The following is a 26829-nucleotide window of genomic DNA, read 5'->3' as shown; positions in this document are numbered from 1 at the left end:
CTGGTCTGATGCAACTGCTGCGCCCCACCCTGCTGGCCCTGAGCCTCGCTGCCATGCTTACGCCGCGCCCCGCCGCGGCAGATGTCGCGCCACCCGCGCTGCCCATCAGCATCCCTGATCTGTCCAACCTGTGGGGGCTGGAACTCAACCAGTGGTACATCGGCGGCAATGCCGTGGTGGCCGGCAGCATCATTGACGGCAATCTCAGCCAGGCTGTCGACTGGCGCTTCCTGCCCTCCGCTGCCGAGCTGACGCGCAGCATCGAAGATTCGCAGACCTCCGGCAGCAAGCTGGGCTCGGCCTTCGCCCGCGTATCGCCGACCAGCCTGGGCGCCAGCGCTTCGGCGCGCGATCCGCTGAACGCGGCGAGCGCGTCCACCGTGTCGGTCGGCTACTCGGTGATCTCTTACTGGGCCATGCTGGACCAGGACACCGCCTTCAAGTTCAACATCCAGCTCAATGGCCAGCTGCGCACGCTGGGCGAACGTGCGGGCGATCCCGGCCGCTCGGGCGCGGCGGTGGCCGCGCTGGCGCTCGGATCGACGACCGGCATGAGCACGGCCGAGTACGTGGCCACGATGGAAGCCGCTGGCCTGGGTGCGCTGGCCGAAGGAGTCGACGCCGATGCCGCGCTCCTTCAGCTCAGCACGCTGAAGTCCAGCACCCAGACGCACCTGGACGCCTTCGGCGCGCAGACCGACACGATCACGACATCCCTGGACGTGCACGCCTCGCTGCAGGTGACGTCCCACGGCACGCAGATCAACTGCGACAAGCCGATCTCGCCCGCATGCGGCCGCTACTTCTACTCGTTCAGCGTGCTGCTCTTCACCGGTGCGCAGAACGGAGGCGTGGCTGATTTCTCGCACAGCCTGGCAGTGACCGGCGTATCGCTGGATGGCGGCGCGACGCTGCCCTTCAACGCGGTCTCGCCGGTGCCGGAACCGGCGCCTGCCCTGATGCTGACACTGGGTCTCGCGGGCCTCGCGCTGCGGCGCCGGAACGCGCGCTGATTCAGGGGCGCGGGGCCAACTGCCCCTCCAGCTGGCTGACGTCCCTGCCCAGCTCCGCCAGGTAGCGCTCGCGCTCCTCGCTGCTCCACTCGGCGTCGGAGAAGCTCTTGGCCGCATAGCTGCCGCTGCGGTGCACCACGCCCTCGCGGCGCGGCAGCATCGCGCGGTCGGGGAAGCGGTCCTGCAGCAGCAGGAAGCCCTGCAGGTCGCGCAGCTTCAGCGGCATGGCCGGCGCGCCGTCGCGCAGCAGCTTGCCGAACACGCGCAGCCGCGCGGTCTGCGCACCGGTGCCCAGTTCCTCGTTGAACGACACCAGCGCGAACGGCCGGCCTTGCGCGTCGTCCACGCGGGCGTCGACGACGTAGCGGCCGGCCTGCCTCACGTTCAGGCCCACCATGAAGTCCAGCGAGCCGTCGGCCAGGCGCTCCATGATGGCGCCCCAGTCGGCCGGCACCAGCGGCTGGTAGACGATGTCGAAGTTGACGACGCCCTGGCGCCCCTCCTGGTTCAGCATGACCTGCAGACGCACGGTGCCGGCGAAGTCCGCAAACACGGTCTGCGACGGCTGCAGGCGCGCCCTGTAGACGCCGTCCCGGCCCGTGAAGTCCAGTGCCAGCTGCGGCCGGCCGGCCGCCTGGCGCGGGTCCGGCAGGTCGAAGGCGACGGCGCGCGTGATCAGCAGCGGCAGGGTATTGCCGGCATCGTCCTGCGCGGCCACGCTGACCGTCACGGTCTCGTCGCCGCTCATGAACACGCGGTCCTGCGTGGTGACGATGCGCACGCCCGGCACGGCCGCCTTGCTGCCCGGGAAGCGCAGCGGCAGGCTCTCGCGCACCGGCGCGAAGGGCTGGACCTGGTCGGGATGTTCGGCAATCGGGCGCGACTCGTGCGGGTAGCGCGTCTGCGCGCGATACGTGTCCAGCGCGACGCGGGCGCGCTCCAGGCGCTGCTGCAGCAGTTCGCGCTGCGCAAGCCGCTCACGCAGCGCCACGTCGGTGAACGGCGAACCCGCCGGGCGCGACGCGGCAGCGCTGGCCGACGGCATGGGCAGCGCGAGATGCGGCCGTGTCGCCGCATCCGCCACCGATGCCGGCGCCACGGCCTGGCTGGGCCAGGCCCACCAGGCGATCACGCCGGCCAGCACCGTGCCGGCCAGCCATGCGGCGGGCTTCACTTCGCGAAGTTCACCATGTCGGTCCGCACCAGGCCGACCGTGCCCTGCCAGTTGCCGTTCGTGTAGTGGTTGTAGGCCTCGGACGTGTCACGGAAGACGACCGAATGGTTGGTCCACTTGGCCTTGCCGCCCTCGGCCGCGGCCGTGCCCAGCGTGAGGTCGTTGCACAGCCAGTCGCTGGGGTTGCAGTAGCTGCCGCCGCCGCTGCCGGAAATGCCGCCTGCCGAGTGATAGGCGATGGCCTCGTCGTCCTGCCCGGGCAGCACGAAGGAGTAGGCCGTGCCCTTGGCGCCCGCCCACAGATAGAACATCTTGCCGCGCGTGTTGTTGTGGTCGTACATGGCCCGCGCGGTGGCCGTCTTCAGGTCGGCCACGAGCGGCTCGGAGAGCGCCCAGTCGCCCGCGTTGGCCAGTTCGCTGCCGCCGGCCGCGCCGGCCGCCACGTCCACCCACTTGATGTTCCAGCCGGTCTGCGTCGTGCCGTCGCTATTGGCGCAGGTGCCATCGCTGCCGGGCGTCGCGTTCTTCTTGTAGCGCGCCGAGCCGCCGTACATGGACAGCGTGTAGCCGATCATCAGATTGCCCGCGCTGTGCACGGCCACGTAGCACCAGTTGGGGCCGGTGCAGTAGCAGTCCAGCGCGTTGCGGATCAGGTAGTTCTGGTCGGAGATGCGGTTGTAGCCGTCCCAGTTGACGGCCTTCTTGTTGACGCCGGCCGCCGTGCTGCCGGGGCCCCAGTAGGTGAAGTCGGCATAGTTGCCGGCCACGCCGCCGCCGGTGCGGCCGTTGATCCACAGCGAGTAGTTCGTCGCGAGCGCGGCGCCAGCCAGCGTCGCGATACCGAGGACCACGAGAAAGCGCCGGGGAAGGAATCGTCCCATTCTTGTCTCCTGTTGATGTCGTTGTCGGTACTGCGCTGGCGACTGTATGGAGCCACATGTCGAGGCAAACCCTCGGTAACCCGCAGAAACCGCCGCCACCCATCACGGGCCGACGGGACAGGAAAACGTGAATTGATGCGACCCGCATCAGCAGGCCGGAAGGCCTGAGAGCCGCGCAGCGGCTCGCTTACGTTTCGCCAGAACCCCTGTGGGAAACTGCCGCCCCTTGTTTTTGTCCTTGCAGTCGCTGTTGTGGATCACTTGATCGTTTCCCAAATCGCCGCCGAACTGAAGGTGCGGCCCGCCCAGGTGCAGGCCGCCGTCGAGCTGCTGGACGGCGGGGCCACCGTGCCCTTCATCGCCCGCTACCGCAAGGAGGCCACCGACGGCCTCGACGACATCCAGCTGCGCGAGCTGGACGCACGCCTCGCCTATCTGCGCGAGCTTGGCGAGCGCCGCGAAGCCGTGCTGAAGAGCATCAACGAACAGGGCAAGCTCACGCCCGAGCTGGAGGCCGCCATCCGCAGCGCGCCCACCAAGCAGGAGCTGGAAGACCTCTACCTGCCCTACAAGGTGAAGCGCCGCACCAAGGGCCTGATCGCCCGCGAGGCCGGACTGGAGCCGCTGGCCGACCAGCTGTTCGCCGACCCGGCGCTGGAGCCGCTGGCCGAGGCCGCCAAGTTCGTCAACGCCGAGGCCGGCTTTGCCGATGCCCACGCGGTGCTGGACGGCGTGCGCGACCTGCTAAGCGAACGCTGGGCCGAGGACGCCGTGCTGGTGGGCAAGCTGCGCGAATGGCTGTGGGCGGAAGGGCTGTTCCAGTCCAAGCTGATGGAGGGCAAGAACGGCGAGCTGCCCGACAACGCCAAGTTCCGCGACTACTTCGACTACGCCGAACCCATCCGCACCGTGCCGTCGCACCGCGCGCTGGCCGTGTTCCGCGGCCGCACGCAAGAGCTGCTGGACGCCAAGCTGGTGCTGGACGAGGAGCCCGTCGCCGGCCAGCCAGGCCTGGCCGAGGGGCGTATTGCGTCGCACCTGGGCTGGCGCCACGCCAACCGGCCGTCCGACGCGCTGATCCGCAAGACCGTTGGCTGGACCTGGAAGGTCAAGCTGAGCCTGAGCCTGGAGCGCGACCTGTTCGCCCGCCTGCGCGAGGCGGCGGAGGCCACCGCCATCAAGGTGTTCGCCGAGAACCTGCGCGACCTGCTGCTGGCCGCACCCGCCGGCAAGCGCGTGGTGATGGGGCTGGACCCCGGCATCCGCACCGGCGTGAAGGTGGCCGTCGTCTCCGACACCGGCCGCGTGCTGGACACGGCCACCGTCTACCCGCACGAGCCACGCCGCGACTGGGACGGCTCGCTGCACGCCCTGGCCAAGCTGTGCGCGACGCACGGCGTGAACCTCATCGCCATCGGCAACGGCACGGCCAGCCGCGAAACCGACAAGCTGGCGGGCGAGCTCATCAAGAAGCTGCAGGCACTGGACGCCAACGTGAAGATCGAGCGCGTGGTGGTCAGCGAGGCCGGTGCATCCGTCTACTCGGCCTCCGAGTTCGCCTCCAAGGAGCTGCCCGACCTGGACGTGTCGCTGCGCGGCGCCGTGTCCATCGCACGCCGCCTGCAGGATCCGCTGGCCGAGCTGGTCAAGATCGATCCCAAGAGCATCGGCGTGGGCCAGTACCAGCACGACGTGAACCAGAGCGAGATGGCGCGCGCGCTGGACGCCGTCGTCGAGGACTGCGTGAACAAGGTGGGCGTGGACCTGAACACCGCGTCGCAGGCGCTGCTGGCCCGCGTGTCGGGCCTGTCGGCGTCGGTGGCCAGCGCCATCGTGCGCTGGCGCGACGCCAACGGCGCCTTCCGCAACCGCCAGCAGCTGCTGGACGTGACGGGCCTGGGCCCCAAGACCTTCGAGCAGTCCGCCGGCTTCCTGCGCATCCGCGGTGGCGACAACCCGCTGGATTTCTCCGGCGTGCACCCCGAGACCTATCCCATCGTCGAGAAGGCGCTGGCACAGCTCAAACGCACGGCCGACGAGATCGTGGGCCGCAGCGAAGTGCTGCGCACGCTGAAGCCCGAGCTGCTGGCCGACGACAAGTTCGGCGTCATCACGGTCAAGGACGTGCTGGCCGAGCTGGAGAAGCCCGGCCGCGACCCGCGCCCAGACTTCAAGGTGGCCCGTTTCAACGACGGCGTCGAGGACGTCAAGGACCTGCAGCCCGGCATGCTGCTGGAAGGCACGGTGAGCAACGTCGCCCAGTTCGGCGCCTTCGTGGACCTGGGCGTGCACCAGGATGGGCTGATCCACGTCAGCCAGCTGAGCAACAAGTTCGTCAACGATGCCCGCGAAGTGGTCAAGACCGGCGACATCGTCAAGGTCAAGGTGCTGGAGGTGGACTTGGCACGCCAACGCATCTCGCTGACGATGAAGCTGGACGCGCAGGCGCCGCGTGGCCCCAAGACCGACAACGCCTTCCGCCCGGCCGCCCGCAACGAGCGCGCCGGCGGCGGTGGGCGCGACGCGCAGCCCGTTGGCGGCAACGCGATGGCCGCGGCCTTTGCCAAGCTCAAGCGCTGAAACAACAGTCAAGGCCTGACCTTAGTCATTGACACATGGGGCCGCCAACATGCGGCCCGTACGCCCAGCCGTCGCTTGGTGCCTCGCAAATCGCAGTTGGTCGCAGCACCGCTGCGTTGTGTCGCTCCCGCCGCTATGGTCCGCGCCGCAAAGAATCCCCGGAGCCCGTCTTGAGAACCCTCACCCTCGCCTCGCTGTGTCTGCTGTGCCCCACGCTGGTCCTGGCCCAGCAGGAGGTCGACCGCGCCGCCACGTCGCCCACCCAGAACAACAATCAGCTGGAGCGCGTGTCGATCACCCGCCAGCAGACCGACACCGACCTGCGCCGCCGCGAGCCGGTGGCCAAGCAGCTGTACGGCCGCGACGAGCTGGACAAGTACGGCGACACGCAGCTGTCCGACGTGCTCAAGCGCCTGCCCGGCATCAACGTCTCCGGCGGCCAACTGCGCATGCGCGGCCTGGGCGGCGCCTACACGCAGATCCTCGTCAACGGCGAGCCGGCGCCCCCGGGATTCAGCCTGGACAACCTGAACCCCGCCCAGGTCGAGCGCCTGGAGGTCACCAAGGCACCGACGGCTGACCAGAGCGCCCAGGCCATTGCCGGCACGCTGAACATCATCCTGAAGGACGCGCCGCGCGTCGTGCAGAAGGACCTGCGGCTGGGCCTGGCCTACGCCAGCGAGAAGCCGGTCATCAACGCAGGGTTCACCTATGGCGACCGCGTGGTGGGCGGCTTGGGCTTCGTGCTGCCAATCTCGGTCTACCAGTGGAACTTCGTCAATGAGACGGAAAGCGAACGGCTACGCGATGGCGGCGCGACCCGCCTGAGCAGTGCAGGCTGGGACCGCGCCCATGGCCGCGGCTTCAACGTGTCTCCGCGCCTGAACTGGAAACTGGGCGACGACGAAACGCTGACCGTGCAGGGCTTCTTCGTGCAGAACAGCTTCCGCAACGAAGGCGAGAACACGACGCAGGAACTGTTCTTCGACCCGGCCAGGAGCGTGCGGCCGGTCAGCGTGCTCGACGAGACGCGCAACCGAGGCACGTTCTCCGCCAACCGCGTCAACCTGCAGTACAACAACCGCTTCGGCGAAGATCGCCGCATCGAGCTGCGCGCCGGCACGGGTAGCGGCGGCGCCGATTTCAACTTCAACTTCTTCGGTCGTAACAAGGACGGCGTGCCCGTCATCGAGCGCACCACGACGGGCGACAACCGCAACCGCAACACGACGCTGTCGGGCAAATACAGCCAGTACGCCGGTGAAGCGCACACGGTGACCGTCGGCAGCGAGATCGAGCGCCGCACGCGCGATGAAGTCCGCAGCACCGTCGAACGGAACCCGGTCACCGGCGTGGTCAAGGACCTGCTGCCCGGCCTGGAAGGCCAGCCCTTCAACGCGACCATCACCCGCACTGCCCTCTACGGACAGGACGAGTGGGAGATCAACAAGCAATGGTCGGCCTACTTCGGCGTCCGCCATGAGCAGATCAAGACGGTCAGCGAGGGTGTGGGCAGCGAGTTCAACAGCACCAGCAAGGTGACGACTCCCTTGCTTCATTTGAACTTCAAGCCGGACCCAAAAGGCCGCGACATGGTCCGTGCCAGCTTGACGCGCAGCTACAAGGCGGCGGACGTGCAGCAGCTGATCGCGCGACCCAGCATCAACACGGACTACCCGGCCACGAGCCTCGCGGTAGGAGACCCGGGCGGGCCGCGCGTAGCGGTCGAGAACACGCAGTCGGCGCCGGACCGCGTCGGCAACCCCGACCTCAAGCCCGAGCTGGCAACAGGCCTCGACATCGCCTGGGAGAGCTACCTGCCCGCGGGCGGCATGATCTCGGTCGGCATGTTCCATCGCCGCATTACGGGCCTTGTGCGCAACTCGCTCGTCAAGGAGAACAACGTCTTCTGGGCTGAAAAGGCTCGCTGGGTCGCCAAGCCGATCAACCTCAGCAGAGCGACGACACAAGGCCTCGAACTCGAGGTCAAGGGCCGCGCTGGCGAACTCTTCCCCAGCTTGTTCGACCCGGCGACGGCACTGAGCCTGCGTGCATCGCTAAACCTGTACCGCTCCAAGGTCTACGACATCATCGGCCCGGATAACCGCCTGGAAGGCCAGCAGCCCTGGCAGCTCAACTTCGGCGCGGACTACCGCATGAAGACCTTGCCGATCAGCATGGGCTTCAGCGCCCAGATCGCGCCGAAGTTCGACGTGCAGCAGACCAACCTGCAAAGCCAGGAAAGCCTGGCAGCACGTTCGCTGGATGCGTTCGCCATGATGCAGGTCAGCAAGCAGGACAGCGTCCGCGTCAGCGTGAACGGCCTGTTCCAGCCCAAGCAAGGCTCGTATGTGACCTACACCGGGTCGCCTGACTTCGCGCTGAACCGCCGCCAGCCCGTCGCCTGGTACGCCGTGAACTGGGAGCACAAGTTCTGAGGCCCAGCGCCGTCCCGACCGCGTCAGGCGATGCGGCCAGCGTCGGCTATCTTGTAGGGCGATGAGTTCTCCCGCCCTTCAAATCTTTGCCGGTCCGGCCGCCAGAGCGCGGCTGGCCGAGCGTGGACTGCGCGCCGAGGATGTCGGGCTGATCCCCGCAGCGGCCGGCGGCCCCAAAGGCCTGATCCTCAACGGCCTGGACCGCTTCGTCTTCGGCGATTGGCTGCCGCAAAGCCGCCAAACCGTGCACCTCGTCGGCGCCAGCATCGGCGCCTGGCGCATGGCCACTGCAGCACTCGCCCACCGTGATGTCGCCGACGCGTTCAACGTGATGGCTGAGGCCTACGTGACGCAGCAGTACGACGTGCTGCCGGGCGAGAAGCGCCCGCGGCCGGAAGGCGTCAGCAAGCGTTTCGGTGAAATCCTGGGCGAGATTTTTGAGGGCCGCGAAGCGGAAGTGCTGGCCCACCCGCGCTGGCGACTGCATATCGTCACGTCACGTGGCCAGCACAAGGGCTTGGGCCTGCTGGCGCGCGAGGGCCGGCTGCGCACACCGCTGGGCTACCTGGGCGCCTTCGCGGCCAACGCGGTGTCGCGCCCGCTGCTGGGCCGCTTCCTGGAGCGCGTGGTTTTCTCCGACCCGCGCGACCGGCTGCCGCTGAAGCTCAACGACTTCACGACCCGCGAGGTCCACCTGTCGCGCGCCAACCTGCGCGGCGCACTGCTGGCCAGTTGCTCCATCCCGTTCTGGCTGCAGGCCCAGCATGACCTGCCCGGTGCACCACGCGGCGCCTACTGGGACGGCGGCATCACCGACTATCACCTGCACCTGGACTACCGCGCGCTGCAGCAGGCCCACGCGCCGTTGGTGCTGTACCCGCATTTCCAGCGACAAGTCGTGCCCGGCTGGCTGGACAAGGCCCTGAAGCACCGCCACCACGCCACGGCCTTCCTCGACAACGTCGTGCTGCTGTGTCCGTCCCCCGAGTGGATCGCCACACTGCCCGGCGCCAAGTTGCCGGACCGCAACGATTTCATCAAGCTGGACGCCGACGAACGCCGCCGCCGCTGGCGCATCGCCGTGAACGAAAGCCAGCGCCTGGCCGACGAATTCGCCGCGTTGACCTCGCGCGACACGATCCAGGCGCTGTCGCTTTAGAATCCGCGCTCCCACCCCTCAAGACTCCTTCAACAAGAGCGAGAAAGGCACCCAGGTTATGACACCGCGAACTACGACCACCGTCACAGGTACCTAGTCGGCCGCGGCTCGTCACGCCAGTCCTTTTCGGACTTCACCAATCAAGCGCGGCAAGTGGCCGCGCTTTTTTGTTTGTCGCTCTCGGAGCACCCCATGATTTCGATTCAACTCCCCGACGGCTCGCGCCGTGAGTTCCCCGCCGCGCTGACGGTCGGCGATGTCGCCGCCAGCATCGGCGCGGGCCTGGCCAAGGCCGCCTTGGGCGGCAAGGTCGACGGCAAGGTCGTCGACCTGTCCCATGTCATCGACCACGACGTCCAGCTATCCATCGTCACCGACAAGGACGAAGACGGTCTGGACATGATCCGTCACTCGACGGCCCACCTGCTGGCCTACGCCGTCAAGGAGCTGTACCCCGACGCCCAGGTCACCATTGGCCCCGTCATCGAGAACGGCTTCTATTACGACTTCTCGTACAAGCGCCCGTTCACGCCCGACGACCTGGCTGCCATCGAATCCAAGATGACGGAGCTAGCCAAGAAGGACGAGAAGGTCCAGCGCCGCGTGCTGCCGCGCGACGAAGCCGTCGAGCACTTCAAGGCCATGGGCGAGGCCTACAAGGCCGAGATCATCGGCAGCATTCCGGCCGACCAGGATGTGTCGCTGTACTCGGAAGGCAAATTTGAGGATCTGTGCCGCGGCCCGCACGTGCCATCCACGGGCAAGCTCAAGCACTTCAAGCTGATGAAGGTGGCCGGCGCCTACTGGCGCGGCGACCACCGCAACGAGATGCTGCAACGCGTCTACGGCACGGCCTGGGCGACGAAAGACGACCTGCAGAAGTACCTGACGATGCTGGAGGAGGCCGAGAAGCGCGACCACCGCAAGCTCGGCAAGGAACTGGACCTGTTCCACATCGACGAGCACGCGCCCGGCGTCGTCTTCTGGCATCCCAAGGGCTGGACGGTCTGGCAGGAGGTGGAGCAGTACATGCGCCGCGTCTACCGCGACAACGGCTACCAGGAGGTCAAGGGCCCGCAGCTGCTGGACAAGACGCTGTGGGAGGCCTCAGGCCACTGGGAGAAGTACAAGGACAACATGTTCACGACGGAATCGGAGAAGCGCGACTACGCGCTGAAGCCGATGAACTGCCCGGGCCACATCCTGATCTTCAAGCACGGCGTCAAGAGCTATCGCGACCTGCCGCTGCGCTTCGGCGAGTTCGGCCAGTGCCACCGCAACGAACCCACGGGCGGCCTGCACGGCATCATGCGCGTGCGCGGCTTCACGCAGGACGACGGTCACATCTTCTGCACGGAAGACCAGATCCTGGCCGAGTGCGTGGCCTACACCGCCCTGCTTCAGAAGGTCTACAAGGACTTCGGCTTCACGGACATCATCTACAAGGTCGCGACGCGCCCCGACGCGCGCATCGGCTACGACGAGGTCTGGGACAAGGCCGAGCATGCACTGATGGAATCGCTGCGCGCCTCCGGCGTGGAATTCATCATCGCCCCGGGCGATGGCGCCTTCTACGGTCCCAAGATCGAATACACGCTGAAGGACGCTCTGGGCCGCCAATGGCAGTGCGGCACGATGCAGGTCGATTTCTCCATGCCGGGCCGCCTGGGCGCCGAGTTCGTCGACGAGGACGGCCAGCACAAGACGCCCGTCATGCTGCACCGCGCCATCGTAGGCAGCCTGGAGCGTTTCATCGGCATCCTGATCGAGCAGCACTCGGGCGCCCTGCCCACGTGGCTGGCTCCGACGCAGGTTGTGGTGGCCAACATCACGGACTCCCAGGCCGACTACGTGTCTGAAATTGTGAAATCGCTGCAAAAACAAGGGCTTAGGGCCTCAGCCGATTTGCGCAATGAGAAGATCACCTATAAAATCCGCCAGCATTCCATGCAAAAGCTGCCGTACATCCTCGTCGTGGGTGACAAGGAAAAGGCGAATGGCAGCGTTGCGGTACGCGCCCGTGGCAACCAGGACCTCGGCGTGATGCCCCTGCAGGACTTCCTCGCCAGGATCTCCGCAGACATCACCAACAAGGTCTGAAAGAGCCGTCCGGGCGCTATTTGTTTTGTTTGGGTCCCTCGCCTTGGGGCCCGTTGAAAGGTCCACACCATCGCTACGTTTGCCGACCGTCGCGCGATTCCGGAGCGCAAGCACCGCCTGAACCGCGAAATCATGGCTCCCGAAGTCCGTCTGAACGGCCCCGAGAATGAACCCATCGGGGTCGTCAGCATCCAGGAAGCCCTGCGCATGGCGGGCGATCTGGACGTGGACCTGGTCGAGATCTCTGCCACCGCCAATCCGCCGGTCTGCCGGCTGATGGACTACGGCAAGTTCAAGTACCAGGAACAAAAGCGCGCCGCTGAAGCCAAGGCCAAGCAGAAGATCATCGAAATCAAGGAAGTCAAGTTCCGCCCGGGTACGGACGAAGGCGACTACCAGATCAAGATGCGCAATCTGCGCCGCTTCATCGCCGAGGACGGCGACAAGGGCAAGGTCACGCTGCGCTACCGGGGCCGCGAGATCACGCACCAGGACATCGGCATGCGCCTGCTGGAGCGGATCCGCGACGAACTGGCCGACGTGGCGGTGGTCGAGAACATGCCGAAGCTCGAAGGTCGGCAGATGATCATGGTCCTGGCGCCCAAGAAGCGCTGAGACCCGCAGAGTTCAACCGGTGGGTTTGGTCGCCCGCCGGTTCACAAGTCTCCTGAGGCCAACAAGCGTGGCGGGCCCTCCGCCACCGCCCCAGGGACACACTTAAAAGGAGCATTCACATGCCCAAGATGAAGACCAAGAGCAGCGCGAAAAAGCGTTTTCGCGTTCGTCCGGGTGGCACCGTCAAGCGCGGTCAGGCGTTCAAGCGCCACATCCTGACCAAGAAGACCACGAAGAACAAGCGTCAGCTGCGCGGCGCTGTGAACGTGCACGAAACCAACATGGGCCACATGGCTCAAATGTTGCCTTTCGCCGGCCTGTAATCCACCAAGACTAGAAGGAGAAACATATGCCTCGCGTCAAACGTGGTGTTACCGCTCGCGCCCGTCACAAGAAGGTCCTGGCCCTGGCCAAGGGCTTCCGCGGTCGTCGTAAGAACGTCTTCCGCATCGCCAAGCAGGCGGTGATGAAGGCGGGCCAATACGCCTACCGTGACCGCCGCACCAAGAAGCGCGTGTTCCGTCAGCTGTGGATCGCCCGTATCAACGCCGCCTCGCGTGGCCTGGGCCTGTCCTACAGCAAGTTCGTGGCGGGTCTGAAGAAGGCCCAGATCGAGATCGACCGCAAGGTCCTCGCCGATCTGGCCGTGAACGACCCGGCTGGTTTCGCCAGCATCTTCGCCAAGGTGAAGGCCGCGCTCGCCTGATTGCGAACCATCCCGATTCGTCGGGATACGCAAACTTTCAGGGCCGGCCCACTGGGTCGGCCCTTTTTCATTCCGAATTCCCGAATGTCTGATCTCGACGCTCTTCTTGAAGCGGCTCGCAGCGACTTTGCCGCCGCGCCGACGCCCGCCGAACTCGAAAACGCCAAGGCGCGCTTCCTCGGCAAGTCTGGTCGCGTGACCGAGCTGATGAAGGGCCTGGGCGCCCTCAGCATCGAGGAGAAGAAGACCCGCGGCGCCGAGATCAACCAGACCAAGGTGGCCATCGAGGCGGCCCTGACCGCCCGCCGTGACGCGCTGGCCGCCGCCGAGCTCGAAAAGCAGCTCAAGGCCGAGGCCCTGGACGTGACGCTGCCCGGCCGCAGCCGCGGCACCGGCGGCCTGCACCCGATCACGCGCGCGATGGAGCGCATCGAGGCCATCTTCGGCTCCATGGGCTTCGACGTGGCCGACGGCCCCGAGATCGAGACCGACTGGTACAGCTTCTCGGCGCTGAACAACCCCGAGAACCACCCCGCCCGCTCCATGCAGGACACGTTCTACGTCGACATGAAGGACGAGAACGGTTCGTGGCTGAACCTGCGCCCGCACACCAGCCCCATGCAGATCCGCTACGCGCAGGCCCACGCCAAGCGCTATGCCGGCCAAGAAACGATGCCCGAGATCCGCGTCATCGCGCCGGGCCGCACCTACCGCGTCGACAGCGACGCCACCCACTCGCCGATGTTCCACCAGGTCGAAGGCCTGTGGGTGGGCGAGAACATCTCGTTCAAGGACCTGAAGGCGGTCTACCTGAACTTCATCACCGCCTTCTTCGAGACCGACCAGCTGCAGCTGCGCTTTCGACCCAGCTACTTCCCCTTCACCGAGCCGAGCGCCGAGATCGACATCATGTTCGAGAGCGGCCCGCTGAAGGGCCGCTGGCTGGAAGTCTCGGGCTCCGGCCAGGTGCACCCGCAGGTCATCCGCAACATGGGCCTGGACCCGGAGCGCTACATCGGCTTTGCGTTCGGCTCCGGCATCGACCGCCTCGCCATGCTGCGCTATGGCGTCAACGACCTGCGCGCCTTCTTCGATGGCGACCTCCGCTTCCTCTCGCAGTTCAAGTAATTCCCAAGAAGAGCTATGCAATTCCCCGAGTCCTGGCTGCGCGAGTTCTGCAATCCGCCGCTCAACACCCAACAGCTCGCCGAGCTGCTGACCATGTCCGGCATGGAAGTCGAAGAGCTGCGCCCCGTCGCACCGCCCTTCCATGGCATCGTCGTCGCCGAAATTCTCGAAGCCGAGCAACACCCCAACGCGGACAAGCTGCGCGTGTGCAAGGTCAATGCGGGCGCTGCTTTCAACGATGGGGAACCGCTGCAGATCGTCTGCGGCGCGCCCAACGCCCGCGTCGGCATCAAGGTGCCGCTGGCCACCGTCGGCGCCGAGCTGCCCTCCGGCGAAGATGGCAAGCCCTTCAAGATCGGCGTCGGCAAGCTGCGCGGCGTGGAGAGCTTCGGCATGCTGTGCTCGGCCCGCGAGCTCAAGCTCAGCGAAGACCACGGCGGCCTGCTGGAGCTGGCCGCTGACGCCGTCATCGGTGAGGACATCCGCAAGCACCTGGCGCTGGACGACACGCTGTTCACGCTGAAGCTCACGCCCAACCTGGGCCATTGCCTGAGCGTCTACAGCGTCGCCCGTGAAGTCGCCGCCCTGACCGGCGCGCCCCTGCTCAAGCCCGAGTTTCCGGCTGTCAAGCCGACGCTGGATGACAAGCTGCCCGTCCGCGTGGAAGCCACCGACCTGTGCGGCCGCTTCTCGGGCCGCATCGTCAAGGGCATCGACACCCAAGCGAAAACGCCGGCGTGGATGGTCCAGCGCCTGGAGCGCTGCGGCCAGCGCTCGGTGACGGCCCTGGTCGACATCTCCAACTATGTGATGTTCGAGTACGGCCGCCCGTCGCATATCTTCGACCTGGACAAGATCAGCGGCGAGCTGGTGGTGCGCTGGGGCAAGGCGGGTGAGCAGCTCAAGCTGCTGAACGGCAACACCCTCACCGTCGACGAGAAGGTCGGCGTCATCGCCGATGCGCGCGAGGTCGAGTCCCTGGCCGGCATCATGGGCGGCGACCACACCGCCGTGTCCGACGACACGAAGAACGTCTACGTCGAAGCCGCCTTCTGGTGGCCCGAGGCCGTCATGGGCCGCGGCCGCCGCTACAACTTCTCGACAGACGCCGGCCACCGCTTCGAACGCGGCGTGGACCCGTCGCTGACCGTCGAGCACATCGAGCACATCACCCAGCTCATCATCGACATCTGCGGCACGCCGGAAACCAAGGTCGGCCCGATGGACGACCAGTCGCCCAATGTCCCGAAGGCCAAGCCCGTGACGCTGCGCGTCGCACGCGCCGCCAAGGTCATCGGCATGCCGGTCACGCAAGCGCAATGCGAAGGCGTGTTCACGCGCCTGGGCCTGCCCTTCACGTCTGCTGACGGCACCATCACGGTGACCCCGCCGAGCTGGCGCTTCGACATCCAGATCGAGGAAGACCTCATCGAGGAAGTCATCCGCGTGCTGGGCTACCCGACGCTGCCGTCCACCGCGCCGCTGGCGCCCATCGTCGGCCGCACCGGCTCGGAATCGCGCCAGGCCAAGCATGCACTGCGCCGCGCGGTCGCTGCGCGCGACTACTTCGAGACTATCAACTTCAGCTTTGTCGAGGAACGCTGGGAGCGCGAACTGGCCGGCGTCACCGACCCGATCAAGCTACTCAACCCCATCGCCGCGCCGCTCTCGGTGATGCGCACCAGCCTCATCGGCAGCCTCGTGCAGGTGCTGCGCCACAACCAGGCGCGTCGTGCGACGCGCGTGCGCGTGTTCGAACTGGGCCGCGTGTTCAAGCGCGATGCGTCGGTCACCAACGGCCCGCTGTCGGTCGCCGGCATCGAGCAGCCGCTGCGCCTGGGTGGCCTGGCCTGGGGCCCGGCCGACCAGCAGCAGTGGAGCCAGAAGGATCGCGCCGTCGACTTCTTCGACGTGAAGGGCGACCTGGAAGCACTGTTCGCGCCTCAGACGCTGACCTTCGAGGCCGCTGAACACCCTGCTCTGCATCCGGGCCGCAGCGCACGCGTGAGCCTGAACGGTGCCGTCATCGGCGTCGTCGGCGAACTGCACCCGCGCTGGCGCCAAGGCTACGAGATCACGGGCGGCGCGCCGGTCGTGTTCGAACTGGACCTGGACGCCGCGCTGACCCGCACGCTGCCGCAAGGCCAGCCGCTGCCGCGCCAGCAGGCCGTGCAGCGCGACCTGGCGCTGGTCGTCAAGGACAGCACGCCTCATGACGCGCTGATGGCGGCCATCAAGGACGCCGGCGGCGCGCTGCTGCGCTCGGCCAAGTTGTTCGACGTCTTCAAGCCCGCCGCCGGTGCCAGCACCGACCTGCAGGCCGACGAACGAAGCCTGGCCGTGCGCCTGGAACTGCTGGACGACGAGGCCACGCTGACCGACGAACGCATCGACGCCGCCGTGGCCGCCATCGTGGCGGCCACCGGCAGCCAACTCGGCGCGCGCCTGCGCGGTTGAGCCCGGAGGAGGACGGAACATGGACGCCAACGACGCGAAGAAGCCCGAACCCGCCGTGGTCATCGGCAGCCTGGAAACGCCCACGCTGACCAAGGCCGAACTGGCCGAACTGCTGTTCGACAAGCTGGGCCTGAACAAGCGCGAGTCCAAGGACATGGTCGAGGCTTTCTTCGACATCCTGCACGACAGCCTCGTCAAGGGCCAGGACGTGAAGCTCTCGGGCTTTGGCAACTTCAACATCCGCCGCAAGGCGCCGCGCCCGGGCCGCAACCCCCGTACGGGCGAGTCCATTCCCATCAAGGCGCGCAACGTCGTCACCTTCCACGCCAGCCACAAGCTTAAGGGGTTGGTGCAAGGTGATACGCCGGGCGGCGAAGACTTCGAGTAGAGTCTGCCTTCCCCTCGCGAACTTGTTGATTTGCAATGGAAAAGGCGCTTCCCGCCATCCCCGCCAAACGTTACTTCACCATCGGTGAGGTCAGCGAGCTGTGCGGCGTGAAGCCCTACGTGCTGCGCTACTGGGAGCAGGAGTTCACCCAGCTCAAGCCCATGAAGCGGCGCGGAAACCGGCGCTACTACCAGCACCACGAGGTGCTGCTGATCCGCCGCATCCGCGACCTGCTCTACGACCAGGGTTTCACGATCAGCGGCGCGCGCAACCAACTCAGCGAGGGTCTGCCTACTTCGGCCGCGCAGAACTTCCGCGACGAAGCCGAGGCCGCGCAGGCGCTTGATGCCGCCGAGGGGCTGGAGGACGACGATGAGGTCGCCGTCGTCGATGTGCCGGTCGAGCTGGCCACCGCGGCGATCCATCGCGCTCATCATCACCACGTGTCGGCTCAGCCGTTGAAGGCCGCCGAAGCCTCGCTCACGCTGCCGGTGCTGGCGGTCGAGAACATCACTTCGCTGGAGCAGGTACGCGCCGAACTGCTGGCCATCAGAGCCAGCCTTCTCGGCTGAAAAAGGCCGGAACCGGGTCTAAGGGCCGAAAAACTCGGCTATACTGATTGGCTCATTCGGGGCGTAGCGCAGCCTGGTAGCGCACTTGCATGGGGTGCAAGGGGTCGCGAGTTCGAATCCCGCCGTCCCGACCATTTTATTGAAGTAGATCAACGGGTTAGCTGCTCAGGTAGCTAGCCCGTTTTTCTTTGCCCGCCTCGAATTCTTGTCCAGGGGGATACCCAGGGGGATACCAGCGTGGAGCTGCCCTGGGACATCACGAGACGCAGCGGGACGCGTCTTCGTCATTAGCCGCGACAGCTTGGGGCCCCAGCAAGCACACTCCCCGGCTTGGCGATCACGCCGCCATCAGCGGCGCTCGTGCACGGACTGCAGTTCTCGGCCGAGCGTGCATCGACGGCCTCCAGAGGCCTGGGCGGGTCGCGCAATGATGCTCGGCGAGGTCAGCATGGTTTCCCCTTTGCGTATTCCGGCGTTGTTGAGCACCGGGGCCGGTCGCCAAAGTCGCCCCGTCCGGTGCTCGGAGTCAGCGTAGTTTTGAGGACAAGATTTTTGCAGCGGTGGGCAACGCGACGCGTTGTCCACCGCCAGCCGTGGCGCGCAGCGCCCGGCCCCTTCCGTTTGGCGAGCCCCGAAGTCTTGAGTGAGCTTCAACCTCTCGTTTCGACCAGGGTTTGAACCTGCATCCGCAGCGATGCAACTCGCTGACTTAAACGGCGGCGATGCAGCAGCATCCACGCCGCCGGGATGACGAACATGCTCAGCAGCGGTGCGCTGACCATGCCGCCCACCATGGGCGCGGCGATGCGCGTCATGACCTCGGAGCCGGTGCCGTGGCCAAATAGCACGGGCAGCAGGCCGGCCATGATGACGGCCACCGTCATGGCCTTGGGTCGCACACGATGCACCGCGCCCTCGCGCACAGCGGCCAGCAGCGTGACCTCGTCGTCGACAGCGCCCGTAGCTAGGCGCTGGTCGTAAGCCTGTTTCAGGTAGACCAGCATCACCACGCCAAACTCCGCCGCCACGCCCGCCAGCGCAATGAAGCCCACGGCGGTTGCCACCGAGATGGCATGCCCCAGCGCCCAGATCAGCCAGAAGCCGCCCACCAGCGAGAACGGCACCGCAGCCATCACGAGCAGCGCGTCGCCCGCCGATCGGAAAAGCAGGTACAGCAGCACGAAGATGACGACCAGCGTCAACGGCACAACCGCCTTCAGCCGCTCTGTCGCGCGCTCCAGGTATTCGAACTGCCCCGACCACGACACCGCGTAGCCGGCCGGCATGGCCACCTGCGCGGCGACGGCCGCCTGCATGTCGCGCACCACGGAGCGCAGGTCGCGGCCGCGCACGTCCACATAGACCCAGCCCGACAGGCGCGCGTTCTCGCTGCGCACCATGGGCGGGCCGTCTTCGACATGCACGCGAGCCACGTCCTGCAACAGCACGGTCGCGCCGCCCGGCGTCACAAAGGGCAAGCGGCGCAGGCCCTCCAGTGAATCGCGCAGCTCGCGCGGGTAACGCAGATTGATGGGGAAGCGCTCGCGGCCCTGGATGATCTCGCCCACGTTGTCGCCGCCGATGGCCGAGGCCACGATAGCCTGCACGTCGGCCACGGCCAGGCCGTAGCGGGCGGCTGCCGGGCGGTCCACGTCCACGTCCACATAGCGCCCGCCGGTCAGCCGCTCGGCCAGCGCCGACGACACGCCCGGCACCGCCTTGACGACGGCCTCGATGCGCGTGGTGAGCCGGTCCAGCGTGGCCAGGTCAGTGCCGGCGACCTTGATGCCCACGGGGCTCTTGATGCCTGTGGCCAGCATGTCGATGCGGTTGCGAATGGGCGGCACCCAGACGTTGGAAAGGCCCGGCACCTTGACGACGCGGTCCAGTTCCTCGACCAGCTTGTCCGGCGTCATGCCGGGCCGCCACTGCTCGCGCGGCTTGAACTGGATGGTTGTCTCGAACATCTCCAGCGGCGCGGGATCGGTGGCCGTGTCGGCCCGCCCGGCCTTGCCGAAGACGCGCGCCACCTCAGGCACCGTCTTGATGAGCCGGTCCGTCTGCTGCAACAGCTCGGCCGCCTTGGACACCGGCAGGCCCGGCAGCGCCGAGGGCATGTAGAGCAGGTCGCCCTCGTCCAGCGGCGGCATGAACTCGCCGCCCAGCCGCAGCACCGGCACGACCGTGACAGCCAGCACCAGGACAGCGATGACCAGCGTGGCCTTGGGCCAGCGCAGCACGACCTCCAGCGCTGGCCGGTAGACCGCGATAAGCCCGCGGTTGATGGGGTTAGCCGTTTCCTTAGGGATGCGACCGCGAATGAGATAGCCCATCAGCACCGGCACCAGCGTGACTGACAGGCCTGCGGCCGCCGCCATCGCATAGGTCTTGGTGAAGGCCAGCGGCGAGAACAGCCGCCCCTCCTGCGCCTCCAACGTGAACACGGGCAGGAAGGACAGCGTGATGACCAGCAGCGAGAAGAACAGCGCCGGCCCCACCTCTACCGCGGCCTTGGCCATCAGCGCCCAGCGCTCGGCGTCGCCCGGCTGGCGGCTGTGTTCTTCCTCGAAATGCTCCACATGCTTGTGTGCCGCCTCCACCAGCACGACGCTGGCGTCCACCATGGCGCCCAGCGCGATGGCCACGCCGCCCAGGCTGAGGATGTTGGCGCTGACGCCCTGCCAGTGCATGACGATGAAGGCCGTGAGCACGCCCACGGGCAGCGTGACAACAGCGACGAGGGCCGAGCGCAGATGAAACAGGAACACGGCGCAGACGAGGGCCACGACGATGAACTCCTCCACCAGCTTCTCGCGCAGGTTGTCCACGGCGCGGTCGATCAACAGGGAGCGGTCATAGGTCTCCACCACCTCCACGCCGGCCGGCAGGCTGGGCTTCAGGGCCTCCAGCCGCGCCTTCACCGCAGCGATGACGCTGCGCGCGTTCTTGCCCGACCGCATCACCACGATGCCGCCCGTCACCTCGCCCTGGCCGTCCAGTTCGGCCACGCCGCGGCGCATCTCGGGACCGACCTGCACGAAGGCCACGTCCCGCAGCAGCACAGGCGTCGCGCCGACCACCTTCAGCGGGATGGTGCGGAAGTCGTCCAGCGACTTCAGGAAGCCGCGCGAGCGCACCATGACCTCGGTCTCGGCCATTTCAACGACCGAGCCGCCCGAAGCCTGGTTGGCCTTGCCCAGCGCCTCCACCACCATGGCATGCGTGATGCCCTGGGCGCGCATGCGGTCGGGGTCCAGTACCACCTGGTACTGGCGCACCATGCCGCCCACGCTGGCCACCTCGGCCACGTCGGGCACGGTCTTCAGCTCGAACTTGAGGAACCAGTCGTTCAGCGCGCGCAACTGCCCCAGGTCGGTCTTGCCGCTGCGGTCCACCAGCGCGTACTCGTAGACCCAGCCCACGCCGGTCGCATCCGGCCCCAGAGCCGCCGTTGCGCCGGCCGGCAGCTTGCTTTGCACCTGGCTCAAGGACTCAACCACCCGCGAGCGTGCCCAGTAGGGGTCGGTCTTGTCGTCGAAGAGGACATAGACGAAGGAGTCGCCGAAGAAGGAATAGCCGCGCACGGTCTTCGCGCCCGGCACACTGAGCAGCGTGGTGGTCAGCGGATAGGTGACGAGGTCTTCCACCACCTGGGGCGGCTTGCCCGGGTAGCTGGTGCGCACGATGACCTGGGTATCGGACAGGTCCGGCAGCGCGTCGACCGGCGTGTGCAAGGCCGACCAGATGCCGGCGGCCACGAGGGAGGCCGTGGCGATGAGCACCAGGAAGCGGTTGCCCACCGACCAGCGGATCAAGGCGGCAATCATTGCGCGCCTCCCTGCGGCGCCGAGGCTGCCGACATGCCGCCCAGCACCGAGCGCAGGCGCGCTTCGGAGTCGACAAGGAACTGGCCGCTGGCCACGACCTGGTCGCCCTCGCTCAAGCCCTCCACCACCTCGAACTGCTCGCCCAGCTCGGCGCCCAGCTTCACGTCACGCGGCTCGAAGCTGCCATCGCCCTTGCGAACGATGACGACCGCGCGGGTGCCGGTGCGAATGACCGCCTCGGCCGGAACCAGCAGGCGTGAGACGGATGGCCCGGCCACCTGAACGCGCAGCAGCATGCCGGGCGTCAAGCGCCCGGCGCGGTTGTCCACCTCGAAGCGGGCCTGCAGCGTGCGGCTGCTCGGGTTGACCTGCGGGATGACCTCGGCCAGCGTGCCGGTGAAGGTTTGCGTGACGTCGGCCTGCGCGGTGGCCGTCACTTTCTGGCCAGGCTTGAGCTGCAAGGCTTGCGCCTCAGGCACGTCGACGACGGCCCAGACCTTTTCCAGCCCTGCGATGCGGAACAACGTCATGCCCGGGCTGACGGCGGAGCCTTCCCGTACGCCCAGCTCCGCGACGACGCCACCGGCCGGCGCGTGCAGCGTGTAGCGCGCCTGCGCGATGCCTCTCTCTTCGCTCTGGCGCACCAGGCCATCGGGGACAGACATGGCCTTGAGCCGCTCGCGCGCCGCTGCAACGAGGGCTGGCGCTACGCCCGTGCGCTTGAGCGCCAGCAGCTCGTTGATCGGTCCCAGCCATTCGGGCGCGTAGACGGTGGCCAGCGCCTGGCCCGGGCGTACCCGTTCCATTGCGGCGCGCACCTGCAGCTTCTCGACATAGCCGGCCACGCGGCTTTGCACAGCCACGTCCAGCCGCTCGTTGAACTGCACGGCACCCACAGCCTCAAAGCTGGACGCGGTGCTGGCCCGAGTCACCATGGCCGTGCGTATGCCCAGGTTCTGCTGCAGAGCCGGGCTGATGCGCACACCGGCGTCCCCGCCCTCATCGGCGTAGACCGGCACGAGCTTCATGTCCATGAAGGGTGACTTGCCCGGCTTGTCGAAGCGCGGCCCGGGAACCATGGGGTCATGCCAATACAGCGGCTTGCGCTCTGCCGCGGTGGCAGGGGCTCCCGGTGCGGAGGCGGTGGGTTGCGTCGAGCGGCCGGTGTAGAACCCGCCAACGGCCAGCAGAGCGCCGCCAGCGACGAGCGTGGCGACCAGAGTTGCGCGCTTCATCGTGCGGCTCCTTCGAGGATGGGTTTGAGGGCAAGCTGGGCCTGGGTCTTGGCCAGGTCGCGCTGCAGGGCAAGCAGCTTTCTCTGCGCTTCGACCTCGGCATGGCGCGCCTCGAACAGCGTCATGAGAGGAACTTGGTTGGATCGGTAGGCGGCCAACGCAGCGACTGTGCGCTGCTGCGCCACCGTGGCAACGGTCGCGCGGTAGCGCTCGATGCGCTCGGCAAGGCGTTTTACGTCGCTCGCAAGCGCGCGGTATTCGCCAGTGGCCATCCGCATGGCCTCGGCCAATGCGGCCTCCGCCTTCTCCGTCAGTGCCAGCTTGGACGCGATGTCGCGGTCCTGACGCCGCGCCGGCGCGACGGTCAGGGGGATGCTGACGCCGACTGAGACCATGTCGGGATAGCCAGAGCGCTGACCGTAGCTGACCTCCCAGGACCAGTTCGGGTTGCGGCTGCTTCGTGTCAGCTCTGCTTCCCTGCGCGCCAACTCAGCGTCCAGTTGCGCAGCGAGGACCGCAGGATGGTTGACCACATAGGCCTGCTCTTCCGGTATCGCGAGGCTCGCAGGCGCAGCCAGGTCGTCGACTTGTGCGCCCACCCAGCGCTCCAGCACCGCCCGCGCCGTGGCCTGCTGCTGTCGCACCTCGGCGGTCTCGTCTTCGGTGACGCCCCGTGCGCCGGTCAGCGCCAGGACTTCCTGGCTGCTGCCGGTCGCGGAGGACAGCCGGGCGCGCGCGGCTTCAAGCTCTTCGTGGGCGTGGTGCTCCGTCAGTGCCGTGAGCTGGAGCGTCTCGCCAGCGAACCAGGCTTCCAGATAGGCCAGGCCCGTCTGGAGACGCACTTCGGCGGCGGCGGCCTGCACAGCAGCACCCTCACGCCCGACCATCGCATCGGCAGCGGCTTGCCGCGCGGCGCGCTTCTCGGCCGAGAGCCATTCCTGGCTGATGCCGATGCGCTTCATCGTCATCGAATCCCGGGAACTGAAGCGGTCGGTCCCGGAGATGGGCAGGTTGTCGACGCCCGCGCGCAGCACAGGGTCGGGTAGTTGGCCGGCAGCCTGGGCGGCCTCGGCCGCGCTGGTCACACCAGCTCGGGCAGCACGAGCGGACTCGGAACGCTGGACGGCCAGTTCGAAGGCCTGGTCGAGCGTGAGGGGGGCTGCACCGCTCAGGGCGGGCAGCAATGCGGCAGCCAGGGCGACTGCACGCAGGAAACGTGGTGATGGCATGAAAACTCCGTGGACGAGCGGCGGCGTTGCCGGGATGCGGACGTGCCGCACCGGCGCCTGTCAGTCGACGGAGCTGGTCAGACTCGCAGTCTGAGCGTGGAAAGGAAGAGTGGGTCCGGAGGCGGCTGTGCCTCGGTCGTGGCGGCAGCGGGGACGGTCGCGGCCTCGACGGCGTCGAGCACCAGCGGCAACTCCAGCACTTGGACCACCATCGGCAGCGACACCGTCGGAACCTTGACGGCCTCGAAGGACTGCGCAGCACTGGACGAGTGCTCGGCACACAGCGCCGGCTGGTCCTGGTCCATGCCCTCGCAGGGCACGCCGGCCGCCATCACCTCCACCATCGCCGCTGCGTTTGCCTGTTGCGGGCAGACGTAGCTCGCCAACGCCAACTGCGAGAACAGCAGTGACAACACCACGAAAAACGCGGTGGTCAGGCGGCGGGTTGAACGGCGGAACATGGTCACGCCAAGTTTAGCGGGCTCGGTTTAGCCAGCGACGTGGGACTACTTTTGCAGGCTGCCCGTCACTTGTGACGCCAGACCTTCACCGCCGAGATGAGCAAGATGGCGGCCAACACGGGCAGCAACACCTGGCTTGGAACGATGCCCAGCAGCTGGCCGCCCGCTGCGGCGCCGACTATCGACCCAGCCGCCATCGCGAGCACAAACCGCCCGTTGTGCCTCAGCACGTCGAAGGCGCTGTCTCGGCTGTAACGAGCGAAGCCCACGACCATGGTCGGCAGGCTGATGGCCACGGAGAGGCTGCCGGCGAGCTTGATGTCCGCACCGAAAAGCAGGATGAGCGTGGGGATGAGCAGTTCGCCACCGGCCACGCCCATGACCGCGGCTACGACGCCGATGACGAAACCTGCCACGAGCCCCGCCACCACCTGTGCCGGCCCATGCAGCAGCGCCCCGTCTGAGTGCACTTCATGCGCCGACAGCAGCACGACCGCAATGGCAACCAACATCACGCTGATGACCTGATAGAGCCGTCGACTGCTGAGTCGCGTTGCCCATCCTGCGCCCAGCCAGGCACCGACCAGGCTGCCCGCCAGCAAGTTCACGATGCTCGGCCAGTTGGCCAGAAGCTCCCCCGCCGGCACTGTCCCCATCCGAAAGAACAGCGCGCTGGTCACCACGACCAGGCTCATCGCCTTGTTCAGGATGACAGCGTGCAGCGCTGCAAAGCCGAACAAGCTGATGAGGATGGGCAGCCGGAACTCCGCGCCGCCCAGACCAATGAGCCCGCCCAGAATGCCGACGGCTGCGCCGGCCAGCGTGGCACTGAGGATGCGTCGGGGACTCTCTGCTGTGGATGCGGTCATGGCCGCGCATTGTGAGTCGCCAGGGTGCTCATCGTGTCTGGTCTTGCTGGGGTTGCGCGCGGCCATGCCAAAGGAAGAATCCCAGCACGACAGCGAGGACGACGGCCTGCGCGGCAAGCCCGATGGTCGATGGGTACACCCCCAGCAGCTCAAACCGAGGAGCGGTCAGCGCGCTCGGCGCAATCCAGCCCGCCTCCTGCAGCGCAGCCACGCCCTTGCCGGTGAGCACGACGGCGAGCACGGCAACCAGCCAGGAACTGGCAGAAAAGAACTTGCCGATGGGCAGCCGGGCGCTGAAGCGCAGCAGCAGGACGGTGATGGCCATCAGGCAAACGACGCCCGTCGCCAGCCCGGCGAGGATGGCGTGGTCGTTGCCCTGGCCCCAGAGCGCCGCGTAGAACAGGATGGTCTCGAAGACCTCGCGATACACCGCGATGAAGGCCAGGCCGAACATGAAGAACGCCGACTTGCGGTTCAGGGCCGCAGACATGCGTTCCCGCAAGTAGGTCTGCCACTGGCCGGCGACGCTCTTCTGGTGCATCCAGACGCCGACGCTCACGAGCACGGCCGCCGCGAAGAGGCTCGATAGCCCCTCCGTCACTTCCCGGTTCGCGCCGCTGATGGTGACGAGATAGGTCGCCACACCCCACGTCGCCGCGCCAGCGAGGAGCGCCGTCACCCACCCCGCGTGCACGTAGGCCAGGACATCCGGGCGCTCCGCCTTGCGCAGGAACGCGATCATGGCGACGACAACCAGGAGGGCTTCAAGGCCTTCGCGCAGCAGGATGGTGAGGCTGCCCAGGAAGGCGGCCGTCGCGTCTGCCCGCGAGTCCGCAAGCACCTGGTCGCCCAGCGTGAATAGCCGCTCCACATCCGCAGCGGCTGCAGCGACTTGGTCAACTGGGGCCTTGTCCGAGATGCGCGACCGGTAGAGGCTCATCCCCACTTCAATCTGGTTCTTCAGCGAGCCGTCCTTGGCCGCGAGCGCCTGCTCGTAAGGCTCGACACCGTCCAGGTAGGACGACAAGGCCAGGTCCTGCGCCTTCTTCAGGTCGCCGGCCTTGTACGCCGTCAGGCTGTCCTCAAGCTGTTTGCGCGCGAGCGTCAAGCCACCTGTGGGCGCCTGGTTCAGCACCTCTGGACTTGCGTGCAGATAGGCCATGACCGCGCTCGCGTCCTTGGCACCCAGCGACTCGGCCAGGTCGTTCTGCGTCAGGCCCACGAAGCGGTCGAGATTGGGGACGGCGGCTTTCGCCTTCTCGCCTTCCGCCCAGACCTTCTTGCCTTGCTCGACCTCGCTGCCATCGTGAGCGAAGGTGCCCAGATAGGTGGCCACTGCCCACCGGTCCTCTTCCGAGAGCTGACTGAACGCGGGCATCGCTGTACCAGCGATGCCTTGCGACACCGCCTGGTAGAGCGCAAAGAGGCTGCGCTGGCTCGCACGTTCCTTGTCGGTAAACGCTATGGGCGTCGGGTCCAACGACTTCCCAATGGGACCGTCGCCATTGCCGGTGGCGCCATGGCAACTGGCGCAGTTCTCCGCATAGACCTTCGCACCGAGTTTGACGTCGGGGACGGTCGAGGGCGCCAGCGGCACGGGGTACACGGCGATCAGGTGTTTGGCCAGCGCCTTCGACAGCGTGCCGACTTTGCCCGCGTCGGCGCGGGACGCGATGGCCGCCTCAAGTTCGGCCGCCTGGGCAACCAGCGCGGCCTGCTCGGTCTTGGCTCCCAGCGCGGTGATCTTGGTTCGCGCGGTCAGCGCGAACTCCTTCATCTCGTCGTACTCGGACTGTGAGAGCACCTTGCCATCCTGGACGGCACCGGCGTAGTCGACGGCTAGGTAGTCGAGGATTTGCCAGACGCGCTTCACATCGGCCTCAGATGCCTGCAACACGCCCGAGAAGAGGAACGCGGCGACGACGGCGAGCACCTTGGCGCTGCGATGGACGAACTTAGTGAGACGCATTTCGGTTCTTGTGCAAAAAGATGGCCCG

At 67.1% G+C, this 26829-nt stretch carries 20 protein-coding genes and 1 tRNA gene; 13 read left to right on the top strand and 8 right to left on the bottom strand.

The genetic code is table 11. The annotated features are described in order from the left end of the window. The first annotated feature begins 8 nt into the window (after positions 1-8). Positions 9-1013 carry a PEP-CTERM sorting domain-containing protein gene (locus J2X21_RS25165; protein ID WP_310332888.1) on the top strand — a complete coding sequence of 335 codons (1005 nt, stop codon included), beginning with the start codon at positions 9-11 and terminating at the stop codon, positions 1011-1013. A 1-nt stretch (position 1014) separates the two neighbouring features. On the opposite strand, the gene J2X21_RS25160 is transcribed toward J2X21_RS25165, so the two are convergent. Beyond that, complete coding sequence (locus tag J2X21_RS25160; protein ID WP_310332887.1) at positions 1015-2187, bottom strand: hypothetical protein; 1173 nt, start codon at positions 2185-2187, stop codon at positions 1015-1017. Beyond that, positions 2184-3068, bottom strand: coding sequence for a hypothetical protein (locus J2X21_RS25155; protein WP_310332886.1), 885 nt, complete (start codon positions 3066-3068; stop codon positions 2184-2186). The genes J2X21_RS25160 and J2X21_RS25155 overlap by 4 nt, the downstream gene beginning before the upstream one ends. A 252-nt stretch (positions 3069-3320) precedes the next feature. Between J2X21_RS25155 and J2X21_RS25150 the strand changes: the two genes are divergently transcribed. The 12 genes from J2X21_RS25150 to J2X21_RS25095 all read left to right on the top strand — a co-directional run bounded on the left by J2X21_RS25150 (position 3321) and on the right by J2X21_RS25095 (position 17345). Further along, complete coding sequence (locus J2X21_RS25150) at positions 3321-5648, top strand: Tex family protein (protein WP_310332885.1); 2328 nt, start codon at positions 3321-3323, stop codon at positions 5646-5648. Between the two features lie 170 nt (positions 5649-5818). Then, a complete protein-coding gene (locus tag J2X21_RS25145) occupies positions 5819-8086 on the top strand; it encodes a TonB-dependent receptor plug domain-containing protein (RefSeq protein WP_310332884.1) in 2268 nt (755 codons plus the stop codon). Positions 8087-8147: 61 nt separating this feature from the next. Beyond that, positions 8148-9245 carry a patatin-like phospholipase family protein gene (locus J2X21_RS25140; protein WP_310332883.1) on the top strand — a complete coding sequence of 366 codons (1098 nt, stop codon included), beginning with the start codon at positions 8148-8150 and terminating at the stop codon, positions 9243-9245. A 192-nt stretch (positions 9246-9437) separates the two neighbouring features. Continuing rightward, a complete protein-coding gene (gene thrS, locus J2X21_RS25135) occupies positions 9438-11345 on the top strand; it encodes a threonine--tRNA ligase (RefSeq protein ID WP_310332882.1) in 1908 nt (635 codons plus the stop codon). 69 nt (positions 11346-11414) lie between these two features. Continuing rightward, positions 11415-11960 (top strand): translation initiation factor IF-3, encoded by a 546-nt coding sequence (gene infC / locus J2X21_RS25130; protein WP_310333015.1) that lies wholly within the window; start codon positions 11415-11417, stop codon positions 11958-11960. A gap of 119 nt (positions 11961-12079) precedes the next feature. Further along, complete coding sequence (rpmI, locus tag J2X21_RS25125; RefSeq protein ID WP_028601240.1) at positions 12080-12283, top strand: 50S ribosomal protein L35; 204 nt, start codon at positions 12080-12082, stop codon at positions 12281-12283. Between the two features lie 26 nt (positions 12284-12309). Beyond that, a complete protein-coding gene (rplT, locus tag J2X21_RS25120) occupies positions 12310-12666 on the top strand; it encodes a 50S ribosomal protein L20 (RefSeq protein WP_025564000.1) in 357 nt (118 codons plus the stop codon). 84 nt (positions 12667-12750) lie between these two features. Further along, complete coding sequence (gene pheS / locus J2X21_RS25115) at positions 12751-13794, top strand: phenylalanine--tRNA ligase subunit alpha (RefSeq protein WP_310332881.1); 1044 nt, start codon at positions 12751-12753, stop codon at positions 13792-13794. Positions 13795-13809: 15 nt separating this feature from the next. Further along, the gene (gene pheT / locus J2X21_RS25110; RefSeq protein ID WP_310332880.1) at positions 13810-16251 is read left to right on the top strand and encodes a phenylalanine--tRNA ligase subunit beta; all 2442 of its coding nucleotides are present in this window, start codon (positions 13810-13812) and stop codon (positions 16249-16251) included. A gap of 19 nt (positions 16252-16270) precedes the next feature. After that, entirely contained in the window at positions 16271-16639 is a 369-nt protein-coding gene (locus J2X21_RS25105; protein WP_310332879.1) for an integration host factor subunit alpha, read from the top strand. Between the two features lie 35 nt (positions 16640-16674). Further along, positions 16675-17211, top strand: coding sequence for a MerR family transcriptional regulator (locus J2X21_RS25100; RefSeq protein ID WP_310332878.1), 537 nt, complete (start codon positions 16675-16677; stop codon positions 17209-17211). A gap of 57 nt (positions 17212-17268) precedes the next feature. Then, positions 17269-17345: transfer RNA gene (locus tag J2X21_RS25095), tRNA-Pro, on the top strand. A gap of 516 nt (positions 17346-17861) precedes the next feature. Here the strand turns inward: J2X21_RS25095 and J2X21_RS25090 are convergent. The 6 genes from J2X21_RS25090 to J2X21_RS25065 all read right to left on the bottom strand — a co-directional run bounded on the left by J2X21_RS25090 (position 17862) and on the right by J2X21_RS25065 (position 26801). Continuing rightward, positions 17862-21038, bottom strand: coding sequence for an efflux RND transporter permease subunit (locus tag J2X21_RS25090; RefSeq protein ID WP_310332877.1), 3177 nt, complete (start codon positions 21036-21038; stop codon positions 17862-17864). Then, positions 21035-22273, bottom strand: a complete 1239-nt coding sequence (locus J2X21_RS25085; protein ID WP_310332876.1) for an efflux RND transporter periplasmic adaptor subunit — start codon at positions 22271-22273, stop codon at positions 21035-21037. Before J2X21_RS25085 ends, J2X21_RS25090 begins: the two co-directional genes overlap by 4 nt. Beyond that, positions 22270-23502 carry a TolC family protein gene (locus tag J2X21_RS25080; RefSeq protein ID WP_310332875.1) on the bottom strand — a complete coding sequence of 411 codons (1233 nt, stop codon included), beginning with the start codon at positions 23500-23502 and terminating at the stop codon, positions 22270-22272. Before J2X21_RS25080 ends, J2X21_RS25085 begins: the two co-directional genes overlap by 4 nt. A 77-nt stretch (positions 23503-23579) precedes the next feature. Then, the gene (locus J2X21_RS25075) at positions 23580-23963 is read right to left on the bottom strand and encodes a hypothetical protein (protein WP_310332874.1); all 384 of its coding nucleotides are present in this window, start codon (positions 23961-23963) and stop codon (positions 23580-23582) included. A gap of 65 nt (positions 23964-24028) precedes the next feature. Further along, positions 24029-24832, bottom strand: coding sequence for a sulfite exporter TauE/SafE family protein (locus tag J2X21_RS25070; protein WP_310332873.1), 804 nt, complete (start codon positions 24830-24832; stop codon positions 24029-24031). Between the two features lie 28 nt (positions 24833-24860). Continuing rightward, positions 24861-26801, bottom strand: a complete 1941-nt coding sequence (locus J2X21_RS25065) for an FTR1 family protein (RefSeq protein WP_310332872.1) — start codon at positions 26799-26801, stop codon at positions 24861-24863. Between the last annotated feature and the right edge of the window lie 28 nt (positions 26802-26829).

It is taken from the genome of Roseateles asaccharophilus (genome assembly GCF_031458115.1).
In the GTDB taxonomy this organism is placed as follows: Bacteria; Pseudomonadota; Gammaproteobacteria; order Burkholderiales; family Burkholderiaceae_C; genus Pelomonas; species Pelomonas asaccharophilus_A.
The sequence above is the reverse complement of the archived record's forward strand: the minus strand, read 5'-3'. Positions and strand labels throughout refer to the sequence as shown.